The following is a 20470-nucleotide window of genomic DNA, read 5'->3' as shown; positions in this document are numbered from 1 at the left end:
CGTCGCACCTTCACCATACGGAAACCGCGTTGCACGCGGCCCCGACCGCCGCTAGCGTCGCGCGCAACGCGGCACGAGCCGCAGAATTATCGGGAGGGGACCCCATGTGGCGCGTTAAATCGCTCGACGCGATTCTGGCCACGGCTCAGAAGAAATCGCTTCATCGCTCACTAGGACCCGTGCAGCTCACGCTGCTGGGCATCGGGGCGATCATCGGCACCGGCATCTTCGTGCTGACCGCCGCCGCCTCGCAAAAGGCGGGTCCCGGCATGATGTACAGCTTCGTCATCGCCGGCGCCGTCTGCGCGGTGGCCGCGCTCTGCTATTCGGAACTGGCCGCGATGGCCCCGGTGTCCGGCTCGGCCTACACCTACACCTATGCGGTTCTGGGCGAACTGCTGGCCTGGATGGTCGGCTGGGCGCTGATCCTAGAATACGCCGTGGCGGCCTCGGCCGTGTCGGTGGGATGGTCCGGCTATGTGCTTGGACTCATTGAGAACGCCCTGCATTTCGACTGGCCGGACATGCTTCAAGCGGGTCCGACCTGGAGCATGAACGGCTTCATTCCGTCGCCCGACTTCTCGTCCGGGTTCATCAACGTGCCCGCGATCATCGTCGCCCTGGCCGTCACCCTGTTGCTGATGATCGGCACGACCGAGAGCGCTCGCGTCAACGCCGCTCTGGTTCTGGTCAAGGTCGCGGCCTTGACCGCCTTCATCGTCTTGACCCTGCCGATCATCAAGTCCGGCAATTTCCAGCCCTTCGCGCCCAACGGCTGGTTCGGGCCGGAAGGCACCTCGGGCATGGGCATCGTCGGCGCGGCCGCCTCGATCTTCTTCGCCTACGTCGGCTTCGACGCCGTCTCGACCGCTGCGGAAGAGACCAAGAACCCGCAACGCAACGTGCCCATCGGCCTGATCGGTTCGCTGGCGATCTGCACCATCTTCTATCTGCTGGTCGCGGCCGGCGCGGTCGGGGCCATCGGCGCCCAGCCGGTGCTCGGCGCTGACGGTTCGGCCGTCCAGCCGGGTTCGCCCGCCTTCACCGCCGCCTGCGCCCTGGCCGAGAACACCAGCAAGCTGGTCTGCTCGAACGAAGCCCTGGCCCACGTCCTGCGCGAGATCAACTATCCGGCCGTCGGCAACGCCCTGGGCATCGCCGCCATGCTGGCCCTGCCCTCGGTCATCCTGATGATGATCTACGGCCAGACCCGCATCTTCTTCGTGATGGCCCGTGACGGCCTGCTGCCGGAAGCCTTCGCCAAGATCCACCCCAAGTGGAAGACGCCGCACATCGTGACCCTGTTCACCGGCATGGCCGTGGCGGTCGCTGGCGCCCTGTTCCCGGTCGGTCAGTTGGCCGACATCTCGAACTCGGGCACGCTGTTCGCCTTCTTCATGGTGTCGATCGCCGTGCTGATCCTGCGCGTGAAGGACCCGCACCGCCACCGTCCGTTCAAGACGCCGCTGGTGTGGATCATGGCCCCGCTGTCGGCCGCCGGTTGCGCCTTCCTGTTCTGGAACCTGCCGCACGACGCCAAGATGGTGCTGCCGATCTGGGGCGGCATCGGCCTGGTCGTCTATCTGCTGTACGGCGTCCACAAGAGCCACGTCGGCCGCGGCATCGTCGATGTGCCCGAACTGGACCCGAATGCGCCCCAGGTGCCGGTGCCGCCCATGCCGGGCGCGTCGACCCCCGGCGAGGACAACGGCTGATCCGCCGCTCCTGACGAAGACAATGAGACCCCGGAGAGCGATCTCCGGGGTCTTTTCATTTGCGCGGCGCGGCCCGGCGGGCGCCTCGGTTTGAGCGAACGTGAGTCGCAGCAAAGTCAAACGCTTCGTCTGACCATGAAAAGCGTCGGCGCTCGGAACCTGAAGCATTGATCGGGGTTCAGTTCAGCAAGCGACGCCCTGTCACGAAAGGAGTCAAACATGGCTGATGGACAGATCCCCCGCGCCTCGGGCGTGTCCAAGCGCGGTTTCGCCTCGATGGACCCTGCGCGCCAACGCGAGATCGCCCGCAAGGGCGGCGCCAGCGTGCCCAGCGAGAAGCGCAGCTTCTCTCAGGACCGCAACCTGGCCGCCCAGGCCGGACGCAAGGGCGGAGAGGCCTCGCACGGTTCGCGCATCGACAAACCGGCGGATGAGCGGATGGACCCGGCCCTGCCGTCGATCTGAAACGGCGGCGCCGTTCAGCGGCTTGGGGCGATCGGCGTCGGCCGGTCGCCCTTTCGATTCAGACGATCAGCGAACCGGCCGTCCGCCGTGTTTCGCATACTCCAGCCTGGCGATGGCGCGGTTGTGCACCTCGTCCGGGCCATCGGCGATGCGCAGGGTGCGCACCATGGCGTACATCTCGGCCAGGGGCGTATCGCCGGACACGCCCGCGCCGCCGAACGCCTGGATGGCGTCGTCGATGACCTTCAGCGCCATGCGCGGCGCCGCCACCTTGATCTGGGCGATTTCGGAACGGGCGTTCTTGGCTCCCGCCTCGTCCATCATCCAGGCGGCCTTCAGCACCAAGAGGCGGCACATTTCGATATTGGTGCGCGCCTCGGCCACGCGCTGTTCCCACACCGAATGCTCGGCGATGATCTTTCGGAAGGCGGTGCGGTTCAACAGCCGCTCGCACATCAGCTCCAGCGCCCGCTCGGCCATGCCGATCACCCGCATGCAGTGGTGGATGCGGCCCGGTCCCAGGCGGCCCTGGGCGATCTCGAACCCCCTGCCCTCGCCCGCGATCAGGTTCTCGACCGGCACGCGCACATTCTCCAGCACCACCTCGGCGTGGCCGATGGGCCGTTCGTCATAACCGAACACCGACAGCATCCGCTCGACGCGGAAACCGGGCGTGTTCACCGGCACGATGATCTGGCTCTGCTGGGCGTGGACGGCGGCGGCCGGATCGGTCTTGCCCATGACGATGGTCACCGCGACGTTCGGATGGCCCATGTTGGTCGACCACCATTTGCGGCCGTTGATCACATAGTGGTCGCCGTCGCGCGCGATCCGGGTCTCGATATTGGTGGCGTCCGAACTGGCCACCGCCGGTTCGGTCATCAGGAAGGCCGAGCGGATCTCGCCGGCCATCAACGGCGTCAGCCAGCGCGCCTGCTGCTGTTCGTTTCCGTAGAGGTGCAGCACCTCCATGTTGCCGGTGTCGGGGGCGTTGCAGTTGAACACCTCGGCCGACCACAGATGGCGGCCCATCATCTCGGCCAGCGGCGCGTATTCCAGATTGGTCAGCCCCGCGCCGTGGTTCCCCGGCAGGAACATGTTCCACAGGCCCGCCTCGCGCGCCTCGGCCTTCATCGTCTCCATGACCGGCGGCTGGCGCGTGTGATCGCCATGGACCTGCGCCCAATACTCCGCCTCACGCGGCAGTACGCGCTCGTCCAGAAAGCGCCTCAGCTTTTCCTGCCAGTGCAGGGCCTTGTCGCTGTGCCGAAAGTCCATGGCGTCTCCTTCTCCCTCCCCATTCGAGGAGGGTGACGCGAAGCGTCGGGTGGGGAGGGCTGGGCGACACATCCACGGAGTTTGTCTCGTCGAGCCGCCCCCGCCCGTCTTCGCCTACGGCTCAGACACCCTCCCCGTTCGGGGAGGGAGAACCCGGATCACCGCTTCAGCAGCGGCGCCAGCTTCTGGGCCAGCATCATGTCGCCCGCGACCTTCAGCTTGCCCTGCATGAAGGCCATCATCGGGTCCAACTGCCCCTGCGACAGGGCCATGAAGTCGTCCCACGACAGGGAGACGGTGGCGTCGGCGGGCTTGTCCTCATTGGTCACCGCGTTCGGAGCCGAGGCGCCGTCGATGAAGATCTTGCCCATGTCGCCCAGGTCGATCTTGAGCGTCTTGCCCAGACCCGAGTTGTCGCCCAGGGCGGCGCGGATGTGTTCGGTCACTTGAGCCAGGTCGGCCATCGGCGTGTCTCCGTTTAAAGCGGTTGATCCCTCGACCTAGACCCCTGCCCGCCCGGCGCCAAGATCACGTCGGGGAAACTCAGCCCACGGGCGTCTCTTCACGGCCGCCGCGGGATGAGGCGTCCATCCGCCAGCGCGGTTCGCGCGGCTCGCGACGCTCGGTCTCATGGCGGTCATACGCCTCGCGCTCGGGGCGTCGGCTGGGCCGGGTTTGGTCGCCGTCGTCACGGCGGACGGCGCTGGACAGACGCCGCGACGGGCCGCCCTCATCCTTGGCGTCCGGCTCGACCTGACCGATGTCGTCATAGGCCGTCTCAGAGGGTTCGGGCGTCGACATCAGGCCCGGATCGAACCCGTCGACCAGGGTTCCGACCTCCATCGTCGGCCCGGCGGTGAACACCGGCTCGACCGGCTGCACGATCTCGATCTGCAAGCGCTGGCCCGCGGCGGCCGCCGGTCGCCCGCCCGAGGCCGCGCTCATCAGGCCGACGACGACGCCCCCGGCCAACAGCACGCCCCCCGCCGCCGCGCCATGCCGCCAGTCCAGGCCGCGCCGCGCGGCCCAGGCGCGCGCACCGTCGCCCCACGCCCGCAACCGCTCCACGATCTGATCCATCCGCGCCATGCCGACACAAAGCCGCCAATCCGCGCCCGGTTCAAGACCCCGCCCGCCACGCCACCGGATCATGGCTCAACGTCGAGGACCCCGTGCCCGTCAGCCGGTTGGCGCTGTCGTACACGAAGCTCTTGACCCCGTCCGAGGTCAGATTGCCCCGCGCGTCAGAGCTGGCCGACACGCCGTCGATGGTCACCGGCTGGTTCAGGCCGTTGCGGGTCACCGTCTGGGTCCCGGCCGTTAGCCCGGCAAATGAAAGGCCGGTCCTCGGAAGGACCGGCCTTTCAGCACTCAAGATTCTCACTGCAACTCCAAAAAGGCGGCAACACGTTAGCCGCCCCCAAATGTTGCCCTCAGGTTCTTCGAATTAATCCCAGGCTAGGCTTAAGTTGAATGATGAAAGGTGCAGTCTCCCGTCATCATCCACAACGAATGCAGCCTTCCCTTTGCCAAGAATGCAGCCTCTCCATCCGGCTGATATAAGGCGAGGTTCGCCACGACGAGCTATCTCAGCCCAATCATCGATGGATATCAAATAGGGTTCGGCCTGAGAGAATGAAGATGCTGCAATAATTTTGGCTCCGTCATTTCCAATTATTGCGATATTTTCGGAGACAAGACTACTCAACATACGTCTATCATTCTGGCGCTCTAGAAAAGAAACGACATTATTGAAGTATTCCTCTACACGCCGTTTCGTAGTTGTTTTCCCGCAGAGACTATAAGATTTCACATCAGCCGATGGCATTGTGGTTTCCTGCAAGGCCGTTTGACGCACCCGCGAATTAGGCGGATCTTTTGGCTCGCAAGCTGCGACCAGAATGAGTGCTGCGTACAAATAAATGTGAGATGACATAGGATTCAAAATTCCTACCCGCGCCTAAGGCGGCTAAGCAGTCCATCGTATCGCATGACACCAATACTGTAATCGCCGTTGGCAAAAATATTCTGCCTAGAATTGCTTCGTTCCATCAAACCTGGCGACGGCCCGTCTGGTCCTCGCGTGTATCGCAAATTGTCACCTATCGCTCCGTAGTCCCCAGCGGCTATGGCGCTATGGAGGCCCGGACTGTTGGTTGCATTCAACTTGGTCGAACCCACATTAAAGACGACATCGACGAGCGCATCAAATTCTTGTTGTGAAACAGGCAAATCACCTACCAATCTCTCGACAAACTTTTCCGCCCCGCTGACGTCGGCCATGAAAGCATCCTGGATTTGGGCCGCGGTCATCGTGTCACCCATTTGGACCCCAGCGGTATGACCGATACCGATCGTCGGGATATCGCTGCCAACCTGATAGGCTGACGCGCTTACCCCCTCGAATCCGATGATGTTTTTTGCGCCATTGCCAGACAGGTCCAGTTCACTGGCGTCCTGGCAGATTGTCGTGGCAGGCGTTTCACTATTTGCATCTGAAGCAGCAACGCAAATCATCCCCCCCGGATCCGTCGCATTCATCGGATCCAGGCCGACGTAGGCGTACAGGTTCATGCCCTGTTCGTAGCCGACCGGGTCGGTCTGCACGAACCGGCCCAGGCCCGGGTGATAGGCACGGGCCTTGTAGTGATACAGACCGAAGTCCGGCATCCACAGTTGGCCCGTGTACATCAACCGGCCGGCGTTGCCTGACCGGGGCCGACCGTATTCGTCATAGGCCAGGGTGTAGGGCGCCGTGCCCGCCGCGTCGGTGATGGCGATGATCGAGCTTTGGGCGTCCTGCAGGCTCCACAACGGCGTCGAGGCCGTGTTTCCCTGATAGGCGACCAGCAGTTCATCCGGCCACGGCCCGCGCACGATGCGGTTGGCGATCGTGGTTCCGGTCGAGGCGACCACCACCCCCGCGATCTCGTCGCCGTCGTACAGGTACCGCGCGCCCAGGGTCCCGACCATCTGGGTCATGCGATCCAGCGGGTCATAGCTCAACGTCGAAGACCCCGTGCCCGTCAGCCGGTTGGCGCTGTCGTACACGAAGCTCTTGACCCCGTCCGAGGTCAGATTGCCCCGCGCGTCCGAACTGGCCGACACGCCGTCGATGGTCACCGGCTGGTTCAGGCCGTTGCGGGTCAGGGTTTGAATTTTGTCGACGGCTTGACAAAAGAAAGGCCAACCCTTTGGAGGGCTGGCCTAATACTAAACGACCAATAACATCAGATATTACGGGCCGATCGGCTCCACCATCACAATTAGTGGGTTATATATATATATTTGCTTGCTTGAGATATGCATATATATTATATTGTTGTAATTATAGATCTTTATTTATAGATATAGTAAGAACTCCGTCTGATTTTGATGCAAAAGATGCTTTATCAATGTCTATGTATTTTCTAGATTCATTTTCTTCGGCAAGTAAAATTATCTGATAGGCCAGCTCTAATAATCCGCTCCGGTTAGCCTCAATAGAAGCGCCGTAATCGTGCTTCTCAAATACAAGATTTTCAAGCACGCCGTTAGATTCATTAATTAAATCGCGAGTCTTTCTAATTTCCTCGGCAATTTTTTTTATGTTTATTTTCTCCACCATGCCTTAATCCTCTACCATAACGTGGATGTTTTCATTTCTTCTAAAGACCGCTCTGCCCGTACGCGGGTCTTTCACAGTCGTGCCGCGCTCAATGTTCACATGAGGCCTACCGTTAGTTCCACGACCGGCCAGATCAGAATCGGTCATTCGCACCTGGAAGCGACCATCTGAAGATCGAAATACCCCGTTGGCTACTTCGCTATAGCCATCGCCCAAGACAGACAATGAGGTCTCTAGGGCGTCGTTGGTTCCCAACTTCATGCCATCTTGCAGAAGGTCGAATGCTTCATCTCCATATTTTACAATGTCGCCACCAGGAATCAGGCTGATGCCAAGAACTGCCGCTCCACCCCAGGAAGGGTCAGCGAAGAACTCCAAACCTCCTTTCACATCACCGATGATCGGCACGAAGTCGGCCAACACGCCTACGACAGCGCGCACTTGTTCTATCTGTTCAGGATTCGGAGGCGGAAGCATTGGATTGCGGTCTTGGCCAACCATCCCCCCCGGATCCGTCGCATTCATCGGATCCAGGCCCACATAGGCGTACAGGTTCATGCCCTGTTCGTAGCCGACCGGGTCGGTCTGCACGAACCGGCCCAGGCCCGGGTGATAGGCACGGGCCTTGTAGTGATACAGACCGAAGTCCGGCATCCACAGTTGGCCCGTGTACATCAACCGGCCGGCGTTGCCTGACCGGGGCCGACCGTATTCGTCATAGGCCAGGGTGTAGGGCGCCGTGCCCGCCGCGTCGGTGATGGCGATGATCGAGCTTTGGGCGTCCTGCAGGCTCCACAACGGCGTCGAGGCCGTGTTTCCCTGATAGGCGACCAGCAGTTCATCCGGCCACGGCCCGCGCACGATGCGGTTGGCGATCGTGGTTCCGGTCGAGGCGACCACCACCCCCGCGATCTCGTCGCCGTCGTACAGGTACCGCGCGCCCAGGGTCCCGACCATCTGGGTCATGCGATCCAGCGGGTCATAGCTCAACGTCGAGGACCCCGTGCCCGTCAGCCGGTTGGCGCTGTCGTACACAAAGCTCTTGACCCCGTCCGAGGTCAGATTGCCCCGCGCGTCAGAGCTGGCCGAGACGCCGTCGATGGTCACCGGCTGGTTCAGGCCGTTGCGGGTCACCGTCTGCGTCCCGGCCGAGGGCGCGTACAGATAGGCGCCGTTCGACACCTGGCGGGTGATCACCTGGCTGGACGGCGTATAGCCGTACGTCCAGGTCACGTCCGAGACCGTGCTGGCCAGGTCGTGCGCCAGGGTCTTCAGCCGCGACGCCCCGTCATAGGTGTAGGTCGTCACCACCCCATTGCCCCGCGTCACCGACGTGCGGCGCGACAGGTCGTCATAGGCGTAGCTGGCGATGGTCGTCAGACCCGCCTGCGTCACCGTGCGCAGACTGTCGTCCAGATCATAGGCGTAACGGATCTCGAAACTGTCCGGGTAGAACAGGTTGGTGCGCCGTCCCGCCAGGTCGTATGACATGGTCATGACGCCCAGGGCCTGATTGTCCGTCAGTTGCCGACCCAGGGCGTCCCAGGTCATGCACACGGCCGTGGTCGTGCCGCATGACGGCGTGCCCGAGGCGTGGCTGGCGTACAGGCGCCGGTTCAGATTGTCATAGCCGTACCAGACGTCGTTCGAGCCGACCGGCGCGTCGATGGCGCTGATCCGGTTCAGGGCGTCGAAGGTGGTGGTGAACACCCCGGTCGAGCGCGTGCGCTTGGACGTCGGATTGTCGTTGGCGTCATAGCCGTACTCCTCATAGTCCGAGGTGTTGGCGGCGTGGGCGCCCACGGTCGTCGACGGATACTCCAGCCGATAGACGCGGTCGAAGCCGTCATAGATGAAGTTCGAGCGGTTGCCCTCGCCGTCCTCCATCCAGTCGACCTTGCCGTTGTCGGTCCAGGCCTGGGCCATCAGGGTGCGCGTGGCCGAGGCCCCGTCGCCCTGTTGCACCTGGATCAGACGGTCGGCGGCGTCATAGCTGTTGGTCGTGATCCGGTCGGGACCGAAGGCGCCGACGGTCGAGGCCGTGCAGGCCGAGGACGGCAGGCTGGCGAAGACGGCCGGGTTCATCCGCGTCGCCGTGCAGGTCAGACGCCCGGCCACGTCATAGGTGTATTGCGACACCAGCGGATGGGTCGAACCGTCAAAGGCCGTGTCGCGCACCTTGCGGCCCTGAACGTCATACAGGGTCGTCGCGGTCTGAAGCGGGCTGAAGGCCGCCCAGGCGCCGTCGGTCTGGCCCGTGGTCGTGCCCTGCTGCACCTGATCGACCTGGCCGTCGGCGTTGTAGCGGGTCTTGGTCGCCGGAAAGGCCCGGCCGCCCGCCCCGTCGGGATCAGGCCCGATCTCGCCCACCCGCTGACGCATGGCGTCATAGACATAGCGGGTGACGTCGGACCCGCCCAAGGGACCGGTGATCCGCAACACATTGCTCAGCGCGTCGTATTCGGTGCTGGTCGTGGCCGTCAGCAGACCGTCGCCCGAACCGCTGGACACCGTCGTCGGCAGGACGTTGCTGCGCGTTGAGGCGTTGCCCGCTTCATAGCCGGTCGTCGTCACCACCTCGTCGGCGCCGCCCACGCAGGCGACGCCCGCGGCCGTGGCGCAGGCCGAGGTTCCGGTGCGGCGCCAAACGGCGTTGGTGTTCTGGACCTGGGTCGTGGACGAACTGGTCCGGTACCAGGCGTTGAACTGGGCATAGGCGTGCCGCGTCTGCGGCCGCACGCCGCCGACCGCCGGCAGGGTCTCGGTCTCCAGCCCGCCGTGGGTGGCGTTCCAGCCGTAGTCGGTGACATTGCCCCGCGCATCGGTGATCGAGGTCGGACGCCCGCAGATGATCGGATTGGTGCAGCCGCTCGGATAGGTCGCCGAAACCGTGGTCGAGGCCGTGCCCGCCTTGTTCGTGCGCACGATGCTGGTCACATCGCCGCGCGCGTTTCGGTTCACGACGACGGAATCGCCCTCGGGATAGACGATCGATTGCAGACCGCCGCCGTTCTGATTGACCTGGGTCTCTTCGCCCGCGCCGTTGGTGATGGCCTGAAGCGCCGGGATGACGCGATTGATGTCCAACGCCTGCCACATGAAATCATAGCTGGTCGTATGGGCGTTCAGATCGGTGACGCTCGACGTCGCGACGCCGCCGGTGGTCCGCGGCATGATCTGATAGGTCCATTGACCGACGCCGTCGCTGACGGAAGCGACCGCATCGGCGGCCACACCCGACGACGGGCCGTAGGTCACGGCCATGCTGGGCGCGCCGCTGGTCCAGGTCGGACGATAGATCGCCGTCGGCCCTCGCGATCCGACCGTGAACTTCAGTTGTCGGCTCAGATTGTCGGTGACGGTGTAATCGCCGGTCACCCCCGTCCGCGCGAACGTCAGGCTCGGCCAGCCGGAGCCGGGCGAGCAGGTCGAAGCCGTGGGGTTGCAATAGGCGTCGCCGTTGTTGATCGCCGTGACGCTCCAGGCGCCCAATCGGTCGGAGCCGGGGTAGCTGAAGAACAACTGGTAACCCAGGCTGCTGTTCACCGACTTCAGGTGCCGTTGGACGGTCGGCCCCGAACTCACAACCTCATAGGTGAAGCTGATCCGCTCGCCGTCCGGGCGCACGATCAGGTTGATCACCCCTTCATTGGCCTCATGGCCTTCGATGCTCTTGTCGGCCTGGTTGAAGGTGGCGACCGTGCCGTCCAGGTCGGTGAAGGTGTAGACGCCGCCGCTCAGGGTCAGTTGGCCGAAGCCGTCGACCGCGTTGAAGGCCGTGCCGACCTTCTCGAACACCACCGACTTGCCCATGACGGTCACGGTGTAACCGGGCAGCGGCGCACTGGGATCGGCCGGGTCGCGTTGCACCCCGCCCCAGACGCTGTGGCGCCAGCCGCGCGCCTGGCTGTCATAGCTGGCGCTGTAGCTCAGCCCGCCCTGGCCCGGCTGACCGGCCGAAATCTCGGTCGTCGAGATCGACAGCGAACCGGTGGCCAGGTTCACCCCCCGCGCATCGGTCGGATTATAGGATTCCGGCGGCTTGATGATGTCCTGGGCATAGGTCGGCGTCGCGGCCGCGAACGCCAGGGCCACCGCGACGGGCAGCCCCCAGCCGGCGGACCCCATCAGGGCCGCCTTGATCGTATTGCGTGTCATGAAAAGCCCCTCAGTGGCAGCAGGTGTGGGTGGCCCAGAGCGGGGTCGCGCCGTCATAGATGACCGCGTTGCCGTCGTTCTGGAGGACGAGTTTCGCTCCGGGGTGGCCGCCGGTTCCCGATGACCAGACGACCGCATTGGCGGCGTCGTACAGAACCAGGTTCCCGCCGCTCTCCATGCGCAGCGACAGCCCGCGTCCGTTCATGGTCGTCGAGGCCCACAACGGCGTCGCGCCGAAGTAGAGCACCAGATTGCCGTCGGCCTGGAACAGGAAGGTGAAACGGCCATCGGCCGAGGTCAGCTTCTGAAACGGGACCAGGGTTTCGCCCGCGCGCAGCTCCTTGGCCACGGCCGGCGCCGGCACGGCGACGACGCCGCGCGACAGACGATTGTCGGCCGCGTCATTGGCGTATCCCGTGTAATTCCCCGCCGCCCCGGTCACCGACCGCGCCACCCCGGCCAAACGCCCAAAGGCGTCGTACCGATAGGTGGCCTGCTCTTGGGCGGCGACGGGCGTCGTCACGGCCAGACAGGCCAAAAGCAGACCAAATCGAGCGCGCTTGCCCAATGAAACCCGCACCGGGCCGGATGTGGCTGCTCCGTCGCATGACGGAGGAACGGACCATCGCATCAATATGTCTCCTGAAGAGGTTGAACTCAGGAGGCAGTCTTATGCGGGCGCCGAACCCAGGCGGCTCAAGGCGAGCAATGTCAAAAAATCATACAAAAAATCAGCAGCATAAAACACTCAACACGTGCAATCGAGCGCGCTGACCTGTCGTCAACGCCAATGGTGCGAAACGACGAAGACCCTCACGACCTTGAAAGGCCGCGTCCGCGCATCCAAAGCCGCACTGGCGTTTTCCGGGAAGGTCTGGCGGAGACGGAGGGATTCGAACCCTCGGTACCCCTTACAGGGTACGACGATTTAGCAAACCGTTGCCTTCAGCCACTCGGCCACGTCTCCGGCAGGCGGCGTGGATAGCGGAGCGGACGGCGCCGTGCAATCCGGCTCGTGCGACTTCCGAGCGTTAACGTGATCTAGAGGCCGCATGGGCAGGATCGGCCGGACGTTTCCGCTTCCTGGACGCCCATGCCCGACTCCCTGTCCCGCCTGCCCTCGTCGGACGATCTGGACGCCGCGCCCGCCGGCGCGCCGGCGCTTCAGGCCTATGCCGCGCGCCGCATGGTCGAACCCGACGCCAAGGGCGCGGCCCGACGCGGCCCGTTCCGGCCGGAGGTCTGGCTGAATGCGCGTCAGCGCGGGGCCGCGCGGCTGGCCCCCCATTATTTCCGCGCCATCGACGCCAGCCTGACCGTCGCCCTGGCCATGACCTGCGCCTGGATGGCGACGCCTTCCGGTCTGGTCCACGCCCCCGTGGCCCTGGTCCTGCCCTATGTGGCCGGGATGGTGCTGATGCTGTGGCTGATGCGGCGTCTGGATCTGTATCGTTTCGGTCGTGACGAAGGCGTCGGCGTTCATCTGGCGCGGGTCACGGTCTGCGGCCTTCTGGGCGGCGGCCTGGCCCTGGCCCTGACCGCCGGATTCGCGCCGGGCACGGCCACCATCACCGCCGTTCTGATCTGGGCGGCGCTGACCACGGTCACCCTGTACGGCCTGCACATGGGCTGGCGCGACATGATCGGCCGCTGGCGCGCCTCGGGGGCCTTGACGCCGAACGTCGTCATCGTCGGCGCGACCAAGAACGCCGAGGCGGTGATCCAGGAAGCTCTGAGCCGCCGTGATCTGAACGTGCTGGGCGTGTTCGACGACCGCTTGGCCCGTGCGCCCGAGGCCGTGGCCGGAGTGCCGGTGCTGGGCCGGGCCGAAGACCTGTTGACGCACCGGATGACGCCCTATGTCGACCGCATCGTCATGGCTATCGACCCCAAGGCCGAGGCGCGGGTGCGCGAGCTGACTGGCCGCCTGGCCGTCCTGCCCACCCCCGTCACCCTGATGGTCGATCCGCACGGCGAGGACGAGCGCAACGCCGCCCTGGAACGCCTGGCGCGCACGCCGCTGGCCAGCCTCGACGGGCCGGTCGACCCGGACAAGAAGGCCTTCCACAAACGGTTGCAGGACCTGATCCTGGGCCTGACCGCCCTGGTCTTTCTGGCGCCCGTTCTGGGCCTGATCGCCCTGGCCGTCAGGATGGACAGCCCCGGCCCGGCCTTCTTCCGCCAGCGCCGTCACGGCTTCAACCACGAGGAGATCGTGGTCTGGAAGTTCCGCACCATGCGCGCCGACGCCGCCGACGCCACCGCCGCGCGCCAGGTCACGGCGGATGACGACCGCATCACCCGCATCGGCCGCATCCTGCGCTCGACCAGCCTGGACGAACTGCCTCAGTTGCTGAACGTCATCCAGGGCGAGATGTCGCTGGTCGGGCCGCGTCCGCACGCCATCGGCATGAAGACCGGCCAGGTGGAATCCGCCCGCCTGGTCGCCGACTACGCCCACCGTCATCGCATCAAACCGGGCATGACCGGCTGGGCCGCCATCAAGGGTTCGCGCGGCCCGTTGCACAGCGCCGCCGACGTGCGCCGCCGGGTTCAGTTGGACGTCGAGTACATCGAGCGCCAATCCTTCTGGCTGGACCTGTGGATCATGATCGTCACCATCCCGGTGCTGCTGGGTGACCGCATGGCGGTGCGCTGATGTTCTGGCGCGGGGTCTGGGGCTATCTGCCCGCCAACATCGTGCAGGGGGTGGTCGGCTTTCTGGCCATCGTCGTCTTCACGCGCCTGCTGAGTCCCGAGGACTTCGGTCGTTACGCCCTGGCCTTTTCGGTCGTGACCCTGGTCCATGTCGCCGTCTTCACCTGGCTGGAGGCGGCCATGGCGCGCTTTTGGGCGGCGCAGAAGACGGCCGAGGAGACCGCCGCCCACTTCGCCGGCCTGTACCGCACAGCCTTCATCTTGACGGCCCTTTATTTCCCCGCCGTCGCCTTGCTGCTTTGGCTCCTGCCGGTCGATCCAGCCTTCCGCCTGGCCCTGGCCGTGGGTCTGTTCGGCGCGCCGGTGCGTTGCCTGTCCAAACTGGCCCAGGAACGGTTCCGCGCGGCCGGAGAGGTCGCCAAGGCCGCGGGCCTGGACATCTTCATCGCCATCGGCGGCCTGCTCATCGGCGTCGGTTTCGCCCTGTCGGGCGCGGGCGGCGCGGCGCCGTTGGCCGGTCTGGCCCTGGCTCCGTTGGCCGCCCTGCCCTTCATCCTGCCCGGCGAGTTGAAACAGGCGCGCAACGGCGTGATCGACCCGGCCCGACTGCGCGCCTACGCCGTCTATGGCTATCCCATCGCGGCCAGTCTGGCCCTGGCCGTGGTGCTGGCCTCGACCGACCGGTTCCTGCTGGCCGCCTTCATGGATACGGCCGCCGTCGGCGCCTATCACGCGGGCTACAGCATCGCCAACCGCACGCTCGACGTCCTGTTCATCTGGCTGGGCGCCGCCGGGACCCCCGCCCTGGTCATGGCGCTGGAGCGCGGCGGGCGTGAGCGCCTGGCCGCCGCCGCGCGCGAACAGGCCGAGACCCTGATCCTGGTCGGCCTGCCCGCCTGCGTCGGCGTGGCCCTGGTCGCGCGCCCCCTGGCTCAGTTCATGATCGGCGAGCATCTGCGCGACGCCGCGACCCTGATCACCCCCTGGATCGCCCTGTCGGCCCTGCTGTCGGGCATGACGGTCTATTACTTCCACCAGGCCTTCACGCTCAGCCGCAAGACCGGCCTGCTGCTGGCGGCCATGGCGGTTCCGGCGCTCGCCAACGTCGTTCTGAACGTCATCCTGATCCCGCGTTACGGTGTGTTGGGCGCGGCCTGGGCGACGGCGGCCAGCTTCGGCCTGGGCCTGATCGCGTCCTGGGCCATGGGGCGGCGCGTCATGCCCTTGCCCGTGCCGTGGGAGACCCTGATCCGGTGCGCCATCGCCTCGGCGGTCATGGCCGCGGCCGTTCGCTCCCTGCCGACGATCGGCGGGTTCGCCGAGCTGATGCTGGACGCCTCGGTCGGCGCGGTTGTCTATGCCGCCGTCGTCCTGACCCTGAACGCGGCGGGCGTGCGCGACCTGGCCCGTCGTCTGATCGCCCAGCGCCGGGGAGCCTTGGCATGAGCCGCCGCGCCGTCATCACCGACAACGCCCGCTGGAAGACCGCCCGGCCCGCCGTGTCGGTTCTGATCCCCTTCCTGCGCGACGACCCGAGCCAGCTTTTGACCCTGCTGGACGAAGAGGCCGCCGCCGTCGACGGCGGGGTCGAACTGTTGCTGCTGGACGACGGCACCGGCGACGTCGAACTGACCGCGCGCCTGTCGGCCCAGATCGAAACCATGCGCCTGCCCGCGCGGCTGATCACCCTGCCGGCCAATGAGGGCCGCAGCCGGGGCCGCAACCGTCTGGCCTCGGCCGCGCGCGGCGGCAGCCTGCTGTTCCTGGACAGCGACATGCGCCCCGACCATCGCCGCTTCCTGAAGGACTGGGCCGATCTGGTGGCGCGCGAGGACCCGGCGGTGGCCTTTGGCGGTTTCTCGCTGCTGCAAGCCCCCGACGAGGCCCGGTTCGCCGTGCACCGCGCCATGGCCACGCGCTCGGACTGCGTGCCCTATACCGAGCGGGCGCGGCAACCCGAGAAGTACGTCTACACCTCCAACCTCTTGGTCCGGCGCGACGTGTTCGAGACCGAAGCTTTCGACCCCGGCTTCAGCGGCTGGGGCTGGGAGGACGTGGAATGGGCCATGCGCGTGTCGCGCCGGTTCCGCGTCGTCCATCTGGACAATCCGGCCACCCACATGGGCCTGGACACGGTCGAGGCCCTGACGGCCAAATATGAGCAGTCGGCCCCCAACTTCGCCCGCGTCGTGGGCCGTCACCCGGACATCGTCAGCGCCTATCCCAGCTACAAGGCCGCGCGCCTGTTGAAGCGTCTTCCCGGTCTCGACGCCATTCGACCATGGATGAAGCGCGCCGCCGCCGCCGCCTGGCTGCCGGTCAAGGCGCGGGCCTTCTCGCTGCGCCTGTATCGCGCGGCCCTGTACGCCAGGGCCGTCTGATGCAGCCCTATGCCGCCGATCCCAGTCTGAAGGGCAAGCTGCGGCGCCGTTACGCCCGGCTGACGCACCGCCGTCCGGCGCGGCTGATGCTGGACCGGCCGGTCGTCAGCTTCACCTTCGACGACGTGCCCGCCAGCGCCGTGCACGAGGGCGCGCCGGTGCTGGAGACCGAGGGCGTGCGCGGGACCTGGTATCTGTGCGCCGGCCTGTTCGGCCGCGACGGGCATATGGGCCGGTTCGCCGACGCCGACGACGTTCGCCGCCTGGTCTCGACCGGGCATGAGATCGCCTGCCACACGCGCGATCACATCGACTGCCATCGCGCCGACGACGAGCGCCTGTCGGCCGATGTCACGGCCAATGCCGCGACGCTGCGCGAGTTGGGCGGAACCGCCGCCCACTTCGCCTTTCCCTATGGCGAGGTCGGGCCGCGCGCCAAGCAGCGGCTCGGCCCGCGCTACGGCTCTCTGCGCGGCGTCCATGCCGGGCTGGTCCATGACGGCGGCGACCGGAACCAGCTTCCCGCCGTGGGCATAGAGGGCGACGACGGCGAGACCCGCGCCCGCGCCTGGATCGACCGCGCCGTGGCCGAGAAGGCCTGGCTGATCCTGTTCACCCACGACGTGCGGGCCACGCCCTCGCCCTGGGGCTGCACGCCCGAGGCGCTGCGGAACCTGGCCCGGTACGCCAAGGCGCGGGGCTGCGACATCCGCACCGTCGGCGAGGTGCTGGCGTGAGCGCCCTCCATCAGGTCAGCGTCGTCATTCCGACCCTGCGCCGCCCGGCCGAGCTGGAGCGCGCCCTAAGGTCGATCTTCATTCAGGCGGGCGTCAAAGGCCGCCTCGCCTCCATCGTCATCGCCGACAACGACCCCGTCGGGTCCGCCGAGCCGGTCATACGGCGGCTGCGAGACGAGACCTCGATCGAACTGATCTATCGTCACGCGCCCCGCCCCGGCGTCGCCACCGCCCGCAACGCCGCATTGGCCGAGACCGACGCGCCGCTGATCGCCTTTCTGGACGATGACGAGGTCGCCTCGCCCGGCTGGCTGGCGGCCTTGATCGACGCCCAGGCCCAGACCGGCGCCGATGTCGTGTTCGGCCCGATCCAGGGACGGGCGCCGGACGCCAAGCCCTGGCTGCGGCCCTATCTCGAACGGTTCTTCGGCCGTGAAGGCCCGGCGACGACTGGTCTGATCGGCCACAGCTTCGGGTGCGGCGACTCCTTGATGGTGCGCGCGACCGCCCTGCCCGGCCCGGCGCCGTTCGACGTCTCGGCCGATCAGTCGGGGGGCGAGGACGACGCCCTGTTCGCGGCCCTGGCCGCGCGCGGCGGCCGGTTCGGCTGGGCCGCCGACGCCTGGGTGGAGGAGTTCGCCCCCGCCCACCGCGCCACCCTGTCCTATGCCCTGGCCCGCGCCTTCGCCTATGGCCAGGGACCCAGCCAGACCGCCGCCAAGGCCCGCGACTGGCCCGCCGTCGCCCGCTGGATGCTGATCGGCGCCGTCCAGGCCGCCGCCTTCGGCTCAGCCGCCCTGGTCCTGACCCTGATCCTCAGCCCCCGTCGCGCCGACATGCTGGACCGCGCCGCGCGCGGCCTCGGTAAACTGTTCTGGATGAAGGGGTTGGAGCCGCATTTTTATGGCGCGCGCGAACTGGAGCGGCTGGAGGCGAACCGGGCTTAGACTCGAAAAAAGAGAGTCCAAAGAGTCCGATTCGTCCATCGACCCCAGGTTCGCCGCCCCTCCCGAAAAGGCAGTGTGCGCACCCTAGCAAGGGTGTGCGTCGGTTTCGGACGCAGGGGATGGGGGTGGAATCGGCCTGGAACCCTCCTTCTCCCCTTGAGGGAGAAGGTGGCCGAGCGGAACGAGGTCGGATGAGGGGCAAGCCTGATCCCGAACTCGGTGGCGGCCACTCAGCTTGCGGACACACCCCCCTCATCCGTCAGGCTCCGCATGACACCTTCTCCCTCAAGGGGAGAAGGAAAGAACTTAGCCCGTCAGCCGCCTCAGGAATCCCGGAGGACGATAGGTCGAACGGTTGACCACCGCCCCAGCGATGCGCCCGCCCACGGCCTCGATCTCGTCGCGCAGGATGACCGGCTCGTGCGCCGCCGTGGTCTCGGCGGCCACCACCAGGATGGTCGCGTCGACGAAGGGCGCCAGGGTGATGGCCATGTCGTTGCGATCGGCCGCGGGGCTGTCGATCACCACCGTGTCGGCGTGCTTCCTCAGCGCGTCCCAATAGCCGGGATCGCCGATCACCTCGACCCGCTGGCCCGAACGCAGGGTCTCGGTGGCGAAGCGGGTGATCCACAGACGCCCGCCCAGGCAGGGCCTGGCGGCCAGCAGGCGCGCGGGCGCGACCGGCCGGTTCTGTTGATCCATGACGCGCGGCGTCACCGCGAAGAAGCTGGAGCCGTCCGGCGACGCCAGAGCCGCCCGGCCCAGACGCCCGAACCGCTCCGGCTCGGCCGCCGCCGCCTCTAGCTGCCCCTGCTGCAACAGGTCGCCGTCGATCAGCCAGACGGGCTTGCGCGCGCGCACGGCGGCCAGGCGCGCGAACTCCCGCGCCACGGTCGAAACGCCCTCGCCCGTGCTGGCCGAGGCGAACTGGATCACGCGGCCGCGATGCTGCGGCGCCGGTCCCAGCGCCGCCCAAAGGCCGGCCATTTCGGATGTCAGATCGACCATCGAATCGGTACGCGCCCCGCCGCAGGCTCCTAAGCTACCACGATCATTGAGCTTTGGCCGGAGCGACAGCCAGCACCGGCATCTCCAGCGTCCGCCCCGCCGACCCGGCCGTGACGAAGCCTCGCCGCGTGAAGATCCGCAGCAAACCCACGCACAGGGCGGTGAAGGCCGCGAACAGGAAGACGGCCGCCAGCAACGGCGCCTTCAGGCTCTTGCCCTTGGTCGGGGTCTGGGCGCGTTCGATGACGGTGACGTTGTCGGCGCCCGCCGCCACCAGGGCGCCGTCGGCGCGGCTCTGGGCCTCGCGCTGCTGGAATTCGCGCACGGAGCCTTGCAGCATCTCGCGGTTGCCGCCCAGCACGGCGTTCTCGGACTCCTGGCGGGTCAGCTCCATCTGCCGCTCGCGGATCTGGGCCAACTGCTGTTCGGCGCCGCCCAGCCGGGCCTGGAGCGCATTGCGCTCCGCCAGGGTGTTGATGCGCGTCGTCTCCAGCTCGACCCAGATCGGGTTCGGGCCGGTGCGGACCTCCTTGGCGCCCACGGCCGTGCCGGTGGCCACATATTGCTGAAGCCCCGCGATCCGCGCGTCGATGTCGCGCACCGGCTGGCTGTCAGGCGTATAGCGGGCCAGCAGATCCTCACGCTGGGTGCGCAGTTGCAGGATCTGGTCCTGGGCCGAGATGTTCAGATCCTGTTGCAGGGCGATCTCGGCGGGCGTGGCCGCCTGTTGCGCCTCCAGGGTCTGCAGCCGCCGGTTCGCGGCGGCCAAGGCCAGTTCGCTGGACAGTTTTTCGGTCATGGCCGTCTGATAGGCCGTCGCCAGGGCCGTCTTGGTGGCGGCGAAATCGCCGACGTCGTTGGATCGCTGGAACTGTTCATAGGCGACGTCGGCCGCCTCCAGGTCATCCTGGAACGCTTCGCGCTGCGCCCCGATGGCCGGGCTGGCGTGATCCTGGAACACTTCGCGACGGCGGATCAGATATTGGTCGATGACGGCGTTCAGGATCTGCGCCGACTTGGCCGCGTCGTCGCTCTCATAGCTGACGTTGATGACCGCGCTGCCCGGCGTGGTGGCGACCTTCAGGCCCTGGGCCACGGCGCGAACCGCGGCCGCCTCCTGCTGAGCCGCCGTGCCGGTCGCGGGCTTGCCGTCCTGGAAGGCGACGACGCCCAGTGTCTTGACCACGCGCTGCTGGACGATCTGGCTGGACAGGATGGCGGCTTCGGACTGGGCCACCTGATCGCCGTTCGGCGCCTGGCCGCGATCGGCGGTCTGGCCGACGCGCGGTTGATAGACATATTCCTGGCCCACCCCCGCGAACAGGCTGGCCGAGGCGGTGTAGGTCTTCTTCAGCGTCAGGATCGCCGCCGCGCCCAAGGCGAAGACGACCATGAAAACCACGATCATCACCCAGAATTCCCGGAACAGCAGGCCGACGACGTCGCCGAAGCCATAACGCGGGCGGGCTGTCACATAGGTCGCCGAGCGCATGGGTTGGGCCGAATCCGTTCAATA

At 66.4% G+C, this 20470-nt stretch carries 18 protein-coding genes and 1 tRNA gene; 7 read left to right on the top strand and 12 right to left on the bottom strand.

The features are described from left to right. Window positions 1-104: 104 nt before the first annotated feature. Both V7D63_RS05300 and V7D63_RS05295 read left to right on the top strand, forming a co-directional pair. The gene (locus V7D63_RS05300) at window positions 105-1715 is read left to right on the top strand and encodes an amino acid permease (protein ID WP_333591220.1); all 1611 of its coding nucleotides are present in this window, start codon (window positions 105-107) and stop codon (window positions 1713-1715) included. Between the two features lie 219 nt (window positions 1716-1934). Then, window positions 1935-2180, top strand: a complete 246-nt coding sequence (locus V7D63_RS05295) for a general stress protein (RefSeq protein WP_333591219.1) — start codon at window positions 1935-1937, stop codon at window positions 2178-2180. Between the two features lie 66 nt (window positions 2181-2246). Here the strand turns inward: V7D63_RS05295 and V7D63_RS05290 are convergent, their stop codons facing one another. The 10 genes from V7D63_RS05290 to V7D63_RS05245 form a co-directional block, all read right to left on the bottom strand. Next, a complete protein-coding gene (locus V7D63_RS05290; protein WP_333591218.1) occupies window positions 2247-3458 on the bottom strand; it encodes an acyl-CoA dehydrogenase family protein in 1212 nt (403 codons plus the stop codon). 158 nt (window positions 3459-3616) lie between these two features. Next, window positions 3617-3922: an SCP2 sterol-binding domain-containing protein gene (locus tag V7D63_RS05285; RefSeq protein ID WP_333591217.1), complete on the bottom strand. Its 306-nt coding sequence runs from the start codon at window positions 3920-3922 to the stop codon at window positions 3617-3619. A 79-nt stretch (window positions 3923-4001) separates the two neighbouring features. Continuing rightward, window positions 4002-4610, bottom strand: a complete 609-nt coding sequence (locus V7D63_RS05280) for a hypothetical protein (RefSeq protein WP_333591216.1) — start codon at window positions 4608-4610, stop codon at window positions 4002-4004. Next, window positions 4579-4761: a hypothetical protein gene (locus V7D63_RS05275; protein ID WP_333591215.1), complete on the bottom strand. Its 183-nt coding sequence runs from the start codon at window positions 4759-4761 to the stop codon at window positions 4579-4581. Before V7D63_RS05275 ends, V7D63_RS05280 begins: the two co-directional genes overlap by 32 nt. A gap of 144 nt (window positions 4762-4905) precedes the next feature. Next, entirely contained in the window at window positions 4906-5394 is a 489-nt protein-coding gene (locus tag V7D63_RS05270) for a hypothetical protein (RefSeq protein ID WP_333591214.1), read from the bottom strand. Between the two features lie 14 nt (window positions 5395-5408). Further along, complete coding sequence (locus tag V7D63_RS05265) at window positions 5409-6581, bottom strand: glycoside hydrolase family protein (protein WP_333591213.1); 1173 nt, start codon at window positions 6579-6581, stop codon at window positions 5409-5411. 205 nt (window positions 6582-6786) lie between these two features. Further along, window positions 6787-7065, bottom strand: a complete 279-nt coding sequence (locus tag V7D63_RS05260) for a hypothetical protein (RefSeq protein ID WP_333591212.1) — start codon at window positions 7063-7065, stop codon at window positions 6787-6789. Window positions 7066-7068: 3 nt separating this feature from the next. Then, entirely contained in the window at window positions 7069-11223 is a 4155-nt protein-coding gene (locus V7D63_RS05255; protein WP_333591211.1) for an RHS repeat domain-containing protein, read from the bottom strand. A 10-nt stretch (window positions 11224-11233) separates the two neighbouring features. Then, window positions 11234-11746: a hypothetical protein gene (locus V7D63_RS05250; protein WP_333591210.1), complete on the bottom strand. Its 513-nt coding sequence runs from the start codon at window positions 11744-11746 to the stop codon at window positions 11234-11236. Between the two features lie 352 nt (window positions 11747-12098). Beyond that, window positions 12099-12190: transfer RNA gene (locus tag V7D63_RS05245), tRNA-Ser, on the bottom strand. Window positions 12191-12316: 126 nt separating this feature from the next. On the opposite strand from V7D63_RS05245, the gene V7D63_RS05240 reads away from it, so the two are divergent. From V7D63_RS05240 to V7D63_RS05220, 5 genes are read left to right on the top strand one after another with little or no spacing between them, the layout of a single operon-like run. Then, the gene (locus V7D63_RS05240; protein WP_333591209.1) at window positions 12317-13882 is read left to right on the top strand and encodes an exopolysaccharide biosynthesis polyprenyl glycosylphosphotransferase; all 1566 of its coding nucleotides are present in this window, start codon (window positions 12317-12319) and stop codon (window positions 13880-13882) included. Then, window positions 13882-15327, top strand: a complete 1446-nt coding sequence (locus V7D63_RS05235; protein ID WP_333591208.1) for a lipopolysaccharide biosynthesis protein — start codon at window positions 13882-13884, stop codon at window positions 15325-15327. Before V7D63_RS05240 ends, V7D63_RS05235 begins: the two co-directional genes overlap by 1 nt. Beyond that, complete coding sequence (locus V7D63_RS05230; protein WP_333591207.1) at window positions 15324-16262, top strand: glycosyltransferase family 2 protein; 939 nt, start codon at window positions 15324-15326, stop codon at window positions 16260-16262. The genes V7D63_RS05235 and V7D63_RS05230 overlap by 4 nt, the downstream gene beginning before the upstream one ends. Further along, window positions 16262-16999: a polysaccharide deacetylase family protein gene (locus tag V7D63_RS05225; protein ID WP_333591206.1), complete on the top strand. Its 738-nt coding sequence runs from the start codon at window positions 16262-16264 to the stop codon at window positions 16997-16999. The genes V7D63_RS05230 and V7D63_RS05225 overlap by 1 nt, the downstream gene beginning before the upstream one ends. Continuing rightward, window positions 16996-17946: a glycosyltransferase family 2 protein gene (locus V7D63_RS05220; protein WP_333591205.1), complete on the top strand. Its 951-nt coding sequence runs from the start codon at window positions 16996-16998 to the stop codon at window positions 17944-17946. The genes V7D63_RS05225 and V7D63_RS05220 overlap by 4 nt, the downstream gene beginning before the upstream one ends. 306 nt (window positions 17947-18252) lie before the next feature. Here V7D63_RS05220 and V7D63_RS05215 read toward each other — a convergent pair whose 3' ends face one another. Both V7D63_RS05215 and V7D63_RS05210 read right to left on the bottom strand, forming a co-directional pair. Next, complete coding sequence (locus tag V7D63_RS05215) at window positions 18253-18933, bottom strand: hfsB (RefSeq protein ID WP_333591204.1); 681 nt, start codon at window positions 18931-18933, stop codon at window positions 18253-18255. Between the two features lie 64 nt (window positions 18934-18997). Then, on the bottom strand, window positions 18998-20446 hold the full coding sequence (locus V7D63_RS05210) for a GumC family protein (protein ID WP_333591203.1): 1449 nt from the start codon (window positions 20444-20446) through the stop codon (window positions 18998-19000). Window positions 20447-20470: the final 24 nt, after the last annotated feature.

The sequence above is a fragment of the Brevundimonas sp. genome, assembly GCF_036732845.1.
Taxonomy (GTDB): domain Bacteria; phylum Pseudomonadota; class Alphaproteobacteria; order Caulobacterales; family Caulobacteraceae; genus Brevundimonas.
This window is presented reverse-complemented; position numbering and strand designations above follow the sequence as displayed.

Bases quoted from the DNA above. Each gene is read 5' to 3' on its own strand.
- V7D63_RS05300 (WP_333591220.1), top strand. From the start codon at position 105: ATGTGGCGCGTTAAATCGCTCGACGCGATTCTGGCCACGGCTCAGAAG.
- V7D63_RS05260 (WP_333591212.1), bottom strand. From the start codon at position 7,065: ATGGTGGAGAAAATAAACATAAAAAAAATTGCCGAGGAAATTAGAAAG.
- V7D63_RS05230 (WP_333591207.1), top strand. From the start codon at position 15,324: ATGAGCCGCCGCGCCGTCATCACCGACAACGCCCGCTGGAAGACCGCC.
- V7D63_RS05240 (WP_333591209.1), top strand. From the start codon at position 12,317: ATGCCCGACTCCCTGTCCCGCCTGCCCTCGTCGGACGATCTGGACGCC.
- V7D63_RS05210 (WP_333591203.1), bottom strand. From the start codon at position 20,446: ATGCGCTCGGCGACCTATGTGACAGCCCGCCCGCGTTATGGCTTCGGC.
- V7D63_RS05255 (WP_333591211.1), bottom strand. From the start codon at position 11,223: ATGACACGCAATACGATCAAGGCGGCCCTGATGGGGTCCGCCGGCTGG.
- V7D63_RS05295 (WP_333591219.1), top strand. From the start codon at position 1,935: ATGGCTGATGGACAGATCCCCCGCGCCTCGGGCGTGTCCAAGCGCGGT.
- V7D63_RS05235 (WP_333591208.1), top strand. From the start codon at position 13,882: ATGTTCTGGCGCGGGGTCTGGGGCTATCTGCCCGCCAACATCGTGCAG.
- V7D63_RS05215 (WP_333591204.1), bottom strand. From the start codon at position 18,933: ATGGCCGGCCTTTGGGCGGCGCTGGGACCGGCGCCGCAGCATCGCGGC.
- V7D63_RS05270 (WP_333591214.1), bottom strand. From the start codon at position 5,394: ATGTCATCTCACATTTATTTGTACGCAGCACTCATTCTGGTCGCAGCT.
- V7D63_RS05285 (WP_333591217.1), bottom strand. From the start codon at position 3,922: ATGGCCGACCTGGCTCAAGTGACCGAACACATCCGCGCCGCCCTGGGC.
- V7D63_RS05290 (WP_333591218.1), bottom strand. From the start codon at position 3,458: ATGGACTTTCGGCACAGCGACAAGGCCCTGCACTGGCAGGAAAAGCTG.
- V7D63_RS05280 (WP_333591216.1), bottom strand. From the start codon at position 4,610: ATGATCCGGTGGCGTGGCGGGCGGGGTCTTGAACCGGGCGCGGATTGG.
- V7D63_RS05225 (WP_333591206.1), top strand. From the start codon at position 16,262: ATGCAGCCCTATGCCGCCGATCCCAGTCTGAAGGGCAAGCTGCGGCGC.